Annotated in this window: 4 protein-coding genes and 1 pseudogene; 3 read left to right on the top strand and 2 right to left on the bottom strand. The window is 68.6% G+C overall.

The window, feature by feature from the left end:
• The 3 genes and pseudogenes from C1I89_RS13690 to lpdA all read left to right on the top strand — a co-directional run.
• Nucleotides 1–320, top strand: a 320-nt coding sequence (locus tag C1I89_RS13690) for a VOC family protein (RefSeq protein ID WP_369008016.1), incomplete at its 5' end; no start/stop codon positions are given.
• Between the two features lie 22 nt (nucleotides 321–342).
• A pseudogene (locus C1I89_RS13685) lies at nucleotides 343–1,192 on the top strand (2-oxo acid dehydrogenase subunit E2).
• Nucleotides 1,193–1,200: 8 nt separating this feature from the next.
• Complete coding sequence (lpdA, locus tag C1I89_RS13680) at nucleotides 1,201–2,598, top strand: dihydrolipoyl dehydrogenase (protein WP_102773314.1); 1,398 nt, start codon at nucleotides 1,201–1,203, stop codon at nucleotides 2,596–2,598.
• A 19-nt stretch (nucleotides 2,599–2,617) separates the two neighbouring features.
• Here the strand turns inward: lpdA and C1I89_RS13675 are convergent, their stop codons facing one another.
• Nucleotides 2,618–3,499, bottom strand: coding sequence for a LysR family transcriptional regulator (locus C1I89_RS13675; RefSeq protein ID WP_102773313.1), 882 nt, complete (start codon nucleotides 3,497–3,499; stop codon nucleotides 2,618–2,620).
• A 635-nt stretch (nucleotides 3,500–4,134) separates the two neighbouring features.
• Nucleotides 4,135–5,997 (bottom strand): dihydroxy-acid dehydratase, encoded by a 1,863-nt coding sequence (gene ilvD, locus C1I89_RS13670; protein ID WP_102773312.1) that lies wholly within the window; start codon nucleotides 5,995–5,997, stop codon nucleotides 4,135–4,137.
• Between the last annotated feature and the right edge of the window lie 3 nt (nucleotides 5,998–6,000).

Here is a 6,000-nt window from a genome sequence, read left to right as displayed (position 1 = left end):
TGGCGCGCCTGCAGACTTCCTACGGCGAACGCATCAAGCTGCTGCAGCCGGCCGCCGCGCCGCAAGCCGCCGCGCGCGGCGGCGCCATCCTGGACCGCCAGGGCGCGACCTACCTGACCTTCATCGTGCGCGACCTGCCCGGCGTGGTGCGCGACCTGCAGGCCAGGGGCGTGGCCTTCGACAGCGCGCCGGCGCCGATGGAAGTGCGCCCCGGCACCTGGCTGGCGTTCTTCCGCGATCCCGAAGGCAATGTGCTGGAGCTGGTGGAGTACGACGATCCGGCCGCCTACCGGCCCGATCTGGCCGGCGCCGAACGATAGAACGAACAACGGGACGAACAACGTGGCACACCTCATCAAACTCCCCTCCGTCGCGGCCGACACCTCGGGCGGCACGCTGCACCAGTGGCTCAAGCAGGAAGGCGACACGGTCGCCGTGGGCGATGCGCTGGCGGAAATCGAAACCGAGAAGGCCATCGTCGAGATCAACGCCGAGCATGCCGGCGTGCTCGGCCGCATCGTGGTGCAGGCCGGCGCGGCCTCGGTGCCGGTCAATACCGTGATCGGCGTGCTGCTAGCGCAGGGCGAGGACGCATCGGGCATAGACCGCGTCCTGGCCGAAGCCGGTGCGGCGGCGACCCCCAGCGCCGCGCCCGCCCCCACCGCGGCGCCGGCGCCCGCGCCTGCCGCCGANGCGCGCCGCCGCGCTGGCCCTGCGCGAAGTGCCCGAGGTCAACGCCAGCTGGCACGAGGATGCCGTCGAATACCACGCCGGCGCCGACATCTCGGTGGCGGTGGCCACCGACGGCGGACTGGTCACGCCCATCGTGCGCGACGCCGACGTGAAGCCGCTGTCGGCCATCGCCGGAGAAATCGTCGAGCTGGCCGCCCGCGCCAAGGTCAACCGCCTGAAGCCCGAGGAATTCACCGGCGGCTCGCTGACGGTGAGCAACCTGGGCATGTACGGCATCGGCCAGTTCGCGGCCATCATCAACCCGCCGCAGGCCGCCATCCTGGCGGTGGGCGCGGCCGAGCGCCGCCCGGTGGTGGACGAGAACGGCGCGCTGGCCGTCGCCTCCGTCATGACCGTGACCCTGTCGGCCGACCACCGGGTGGTGGACGGCGCCGTGGGCGCACGCTGGCTGGCGGCCTTGCGCAAGCTGCTCGAAAACCCCGTGCGCATCCTGCTGTGAGCCCCGCCATGACCAAGACTGCATTCGATCTCATCGTGGTGGGCGGCGGCCCCGGCGGCTACGTCGCCGCCATCCGCGGCGCTCAGCTGGGCATGTCGGTGGCCCTGGTGGAGCGTTCGGAACTGGGCGGCATCTGCCTGAACTGGGGCTGCATCCCCACCAAGGCCCTGCTGCACAGCGCCGCCGTGCTGCGCGCCTGCCGCGAAGCCGCCCGCTACGGCGTGGCGGACGCCGGCCAGGCCCGCCCGGACCTCGCCGCCATGGTGGCGCGCTCGCGCAAGGTGGCGGACCGGCTGGGCCAGGGCGTGGCCCACCTGATGAAGAAAAACGGCGTGACCGTGTTCGCCGCCAGCGCCAGGCTGGCCGGCGCCGGCAGGCTGGCGCTGGACAACGGCGCCACGCTGTCGGCCCCGCACATCATCCTGGCCACCGGCGCGCGCGCCCGCGAACTGCCGGCGCTGCCCCTGGGCGAGCGCATCTGGGCCTACCGCCAGGCCCTGACGCCGGCCGAGATTCCGAAATCGCTATTGGTGGTGGGCGCGGGCGCCATCGGCGCGGAATTCGCCAGCTTCTACCGCGCCGTCGGCGCCGAGGTCACGCTGATCGACATGACGGCCGAAATCCTGCCGCAGGAAGACGCCGAAATCTCGCAGCTGGCCCGCAAGGCCTTCGAAAAACAGGGCATCCGCGTGCTGACGCAATGCGCCGTGCAAAGCGCCTCGCCGACGGCCTCTGGCGTGAAGGTGGCGCTGGACCAACAGGGCAGGCAAAGCGAACTGGAGGCCGAGCGCGTCATCGTCGCCGCCGGCATCGTGGGCAACGTGGAAAACCTCGGCCTGGAGCAGACCCGCGTCAAGGTGGAAAAAACCCACATCGTCACCGACGCCCTGTGCCGCACCGACGAGCCGGGCGTCTACGCCATCGGCGACGTGGCCGGCGCGCCGTGGCTGGCCCACAAGGCCAGCCACGAAGCCGTGCTGTGCGTGGACGCCATCGCCGGCAAGCCCGCGCATCCCCTCGATGCGCTGCGCATTCCCGCCTGCACCTATTCCTACCCGCAGGTGGCCAGCGTCGGCATGACCGAAGCGCGCGCCCGCGAACACGCCAGACAGCACGGCGGCGACATCCGCGTCGGCCGATTCAGCTTCGCCGGCAACGGCAAGGCCATCGCCATGGGCGAAGACCAGGGTTTGGTGAAGACCGTGTTCGACGCCGCCACCGGCGAACTGCTGGGCGCGCACATCATCCACCCCGAAGCGTCGGAGCTGATCACCGGCTACGGCGTGGCGTCCGCGCTGGAGGCCACCGAGGAAGACCTGATGCACGCCGTGTTCGCGCACCCGACCCTGTCGGAAACCCTGCACGAATCGGTGCTCGCGGCCTTCGGCCGCGCCCTGCACGCCTGAACGGCCCTGGCGGCGCGCCTCACAGGCGCGCCGCGATGAAATCCAGAAAGCACGCGATACGCCGCGACAGCTGCGTGTTGCGGTGATACACCGCGTGCATGGGCTGCAGATAGTCGGAGTACTCCGACTCCATCAACCGCAGCAGCCTGCCGGCCTTGATGTCGTCGCGCACGACGAAGTCCGACAGACAGGCGATGCCCACGCCGCGCAACGCCAGCTGCCGCTGCGTCTCGCCGCTGGAAGTCGCCAGCGTGGGCACCGCCAGAAAGCTGTTGCCTCCCGCATGCCGCAAGGGCCACACGTTCAGGCTCTCGGGCTGCGTGAACCCCAGCACCTCATGCCCCGCCAGATCCTCCACCCGCTCCGGCGCGCCGCGCCGCGCCACGTAATCCGGACTGGCCATCACCCAGCGCGGCGACGGCCGCAGCGTGCGCGCATGCAGCGAGGAATCGGTCAACGGCCCCATGCGCAACGCCACATCCGTGCGATGCTCCATCAGATCCACGATGCGGTCATTGCTGGTCAGCTCCAGCGAAATCCCCGGATATTCCCGCCGAAAATCCCCCACATGCGGCACCACGCAATGCAGCATCACCGGCACCGAAGCATCCACCCGCAAGCGCCCCGCAGGCCGCTGATGCACCTTGCGCATGCATTCCTCGGCCTCTTCCAGCGAAGCCACGATCTGCCGCGCCTTGGGAAGAAAATGCTTGCCCTCCTCGGTCAGATCCATCCGCCGCGTGGTCCGGTTCAGCAGCATGACGCCCAGGTCCTCTTCCAGCCGCGACAACCCGCGGCTGACCCCCGAAGCCGTATGCCCCAGCACCTCCGCGGCCGCGCTCAGCGAACCCGCATCCACCACGCCCAGAAACAACCGCAAAGCATCAGAATTCAGAGACATAGGATGGCTCCTTGGTTTTCGAGAGTGGGCATTGAAGGAGGCTTGTAGTTGAATTCTTACGCGCCCGGCACGGCGGCCTCTTCGGGCATACGCGGTATCTTGCGTCCGGCGATCGCGCTGCGCGCCATCGAACAATCGCCAATTTAACCCCGCCGCCGGATGGATGGCGCGCGCGAGACACCGTCCCCAAGAAAAATACCGCCTGCCGCGCGCCATCCATCACCACCCCACACAAGCCGGTGAGCCTACGCAGGCGCGCCAGCGCACACCGTCACGATGCAGGAAACCCTGTATGCCGAGTTTGGCCGCCCGGGCGGCCAAACTCGGCGGGCATTGCAAGAATCGCCACTGAACCCAGCTCCAACAGCGCGGCAAGCCAAGACGGCGGCAGCCCGGCGGCGTGGGTGGCGTGGCTGCGAGCAACCTCGATGCGCCCGAGGGAATCCGTAGGGAGCCGAAGGCGGACGAGGATGACGAAGGGGCAGTCCGGAGCGAACGCTCCGGACCGCAATCGTGGGCGCGAGCAGCCACGCCACCCACGCCGTCGGGCGACCTATAAAGAACCACCCGCCAAATAAAAAAACGGCGCCAAAAAATGGCGCCGAGATCAAGAAACCAGAGCAACGATCAGAAGATCACTTTTTCTGCTTCAACTGGGACAGATCACGAACCGCCCCGCGATCCGCCGAAGTCGCCAACGCCGCATAAGCCTGCAAAGCCTGCGAAACCACGCGCTCCCGCCCCACAGGCTCCCACCCGTCGACCCGCGCGTCCATCTCCGCCCGCCGGCGCGCCAGCACTTCATCGGACACCGCCAGATGAATCCGGCGATTCGGAATATCGATCTCGATCACGTCGCCTTCTTCCACCAGCCCGATCGTGCCGCCTTCCGCCGCCTCCGGCGAAGCATGCCCGATCACCAGCCCCGAAGAGCCGCCCGAGAAACGCCCGTCCGTGAACAGCGCGCAACTCTTGCCCAGCCCCTTGGACTTCAGATACGAGGTCGGATACAGCATCTCCTGCATCCCCGGCCCGCCCTTCGGACCTTCGTAGCGGATCACCACCACGTCGCCCGGAACCACCTGGTCGCCCAGAATGCCCTCGACCGCCGCGTCCTGGCTTTCGAACACGCGCGCCCGGCCGGTGAAGACCCATTGCGACTCGTCCACGCCGGCCGTCTTCACGATGCAGCCCTTCTCGGCCAGATTGCCGTACAGCACCGCCAGGCCGCCGTCCTTGGAATACGCGTCTTCCTTGCTGCGGATGCAGCCCGTCTTGCGGTCGAGGTCCAGCGTCAGGAACGTCGCGTCCTGGCTGAACGCCACCGTGGTCGGGATGCCGCCGGGCGCCGCGCGGTAGAACTTCTGCGCCTCTTCGCCCGCGCCGCCGTTCACGTCCCACTTGGCGATGGCTGCGCCCAGCGTGCCGCTGTGCACGTTGCCGCAGGACAGGTCCAGCAGGTCGGCGCGCGCCAGTTCGCCCAGGATGCCCAGGATGCCGCCGGCGCGGTGCACGTCCTCGATGTGGTACTTGTCGGTCGCGGGCGCGGCCTTGCACAGGCACGGCACCTTGCGCGAAATGCGGTCGATGTCGGCCATGGTGAAGTCCACGCCGGCTTCCTGCGCCGCGGCCAGCAGGTGCAGCACCGTATTGGTGGAGCCGCCCATCGCCACGTCCAGCGCCATCGCGTTCTGGAACGCGCTCTTGGTGGCGATGCTGCGCGGCAGGACCGAGGCGTCCTCTTCCTGGTAATAGCGGTGGCACAGGTCCACGATCAGGCGGCCGGCTTGCTCGAACAGGCCGCGGCGCCAGGCGTGCGTGGCCACAATGGTGCCGTTGCCCGGCAGCGCCAGGCCGATGGCCTCGGTCAGGCAGTTCATGGAGTTGGCCGTGAACATGCCGGAACAGGAGCCGCAGGTCGGGCAGGCGCTGCGTTCCACTTCGGCCACGTCGGCGTCCGACACGTTGGGGTCGGCCGCCTTGATCATGGCGTCGATCAGGTCGATCTTGGCGACGACCTTGCCGTCGTTGGGCGACTTGACCTTGCCCGCTTCCATCGGGCCGCCGGACACGAACACGACCGGGATGTTCAGGCGCATCGCGGCCATCAGCATTCCCGGGGTGATCTTGTCGCAGTTGGAGATGCAGACCATGGCGTCGGCGCAATGCGCGTTGACCATGTATTCGACCGAGTCGGCGATCAGTTCGCGCGAGGGCAGCGAATACAGCATGCCGCCGTGGCCCATGGCGATGCCGTCGTCCACGGCGATGGTGTTGAATTCCTTGGCGACGCCGCCCGCGGCCTCGATTTCCTTGGCGACCAGCGCGCCCAGGTCGCGCAGGTGCACGTGGCCCGGCACGAACTGGGTGAACGAGTTCACCACGGCGATGATGGGCTTGCCGAAGTCGCCGTCCTTCATGCCGGTGGCGCGCCACAGGGCGCGGGCGCCGGCCATGTTGCGGCCGTGGGTCGAGGTGCGGGAACGGTAGTGCGGCATGAT

The organism is Achromobacter pulmonis, from assembly GCF_002885955.2.
In the GTDB taxonomy this organism is placed as follows: Bacteria; Pseudomonadota; Gammaproteobacteria; order Burkholderiales; family Burkholderiaceae_B; genus Achromobacter; species Achromobacter pulmonis_A.
The sequence above is the reverse complement of the archived record's forward strand: the minus strand, read 5'-3'. Positions and strand labels throughout refer to the sequence as shown.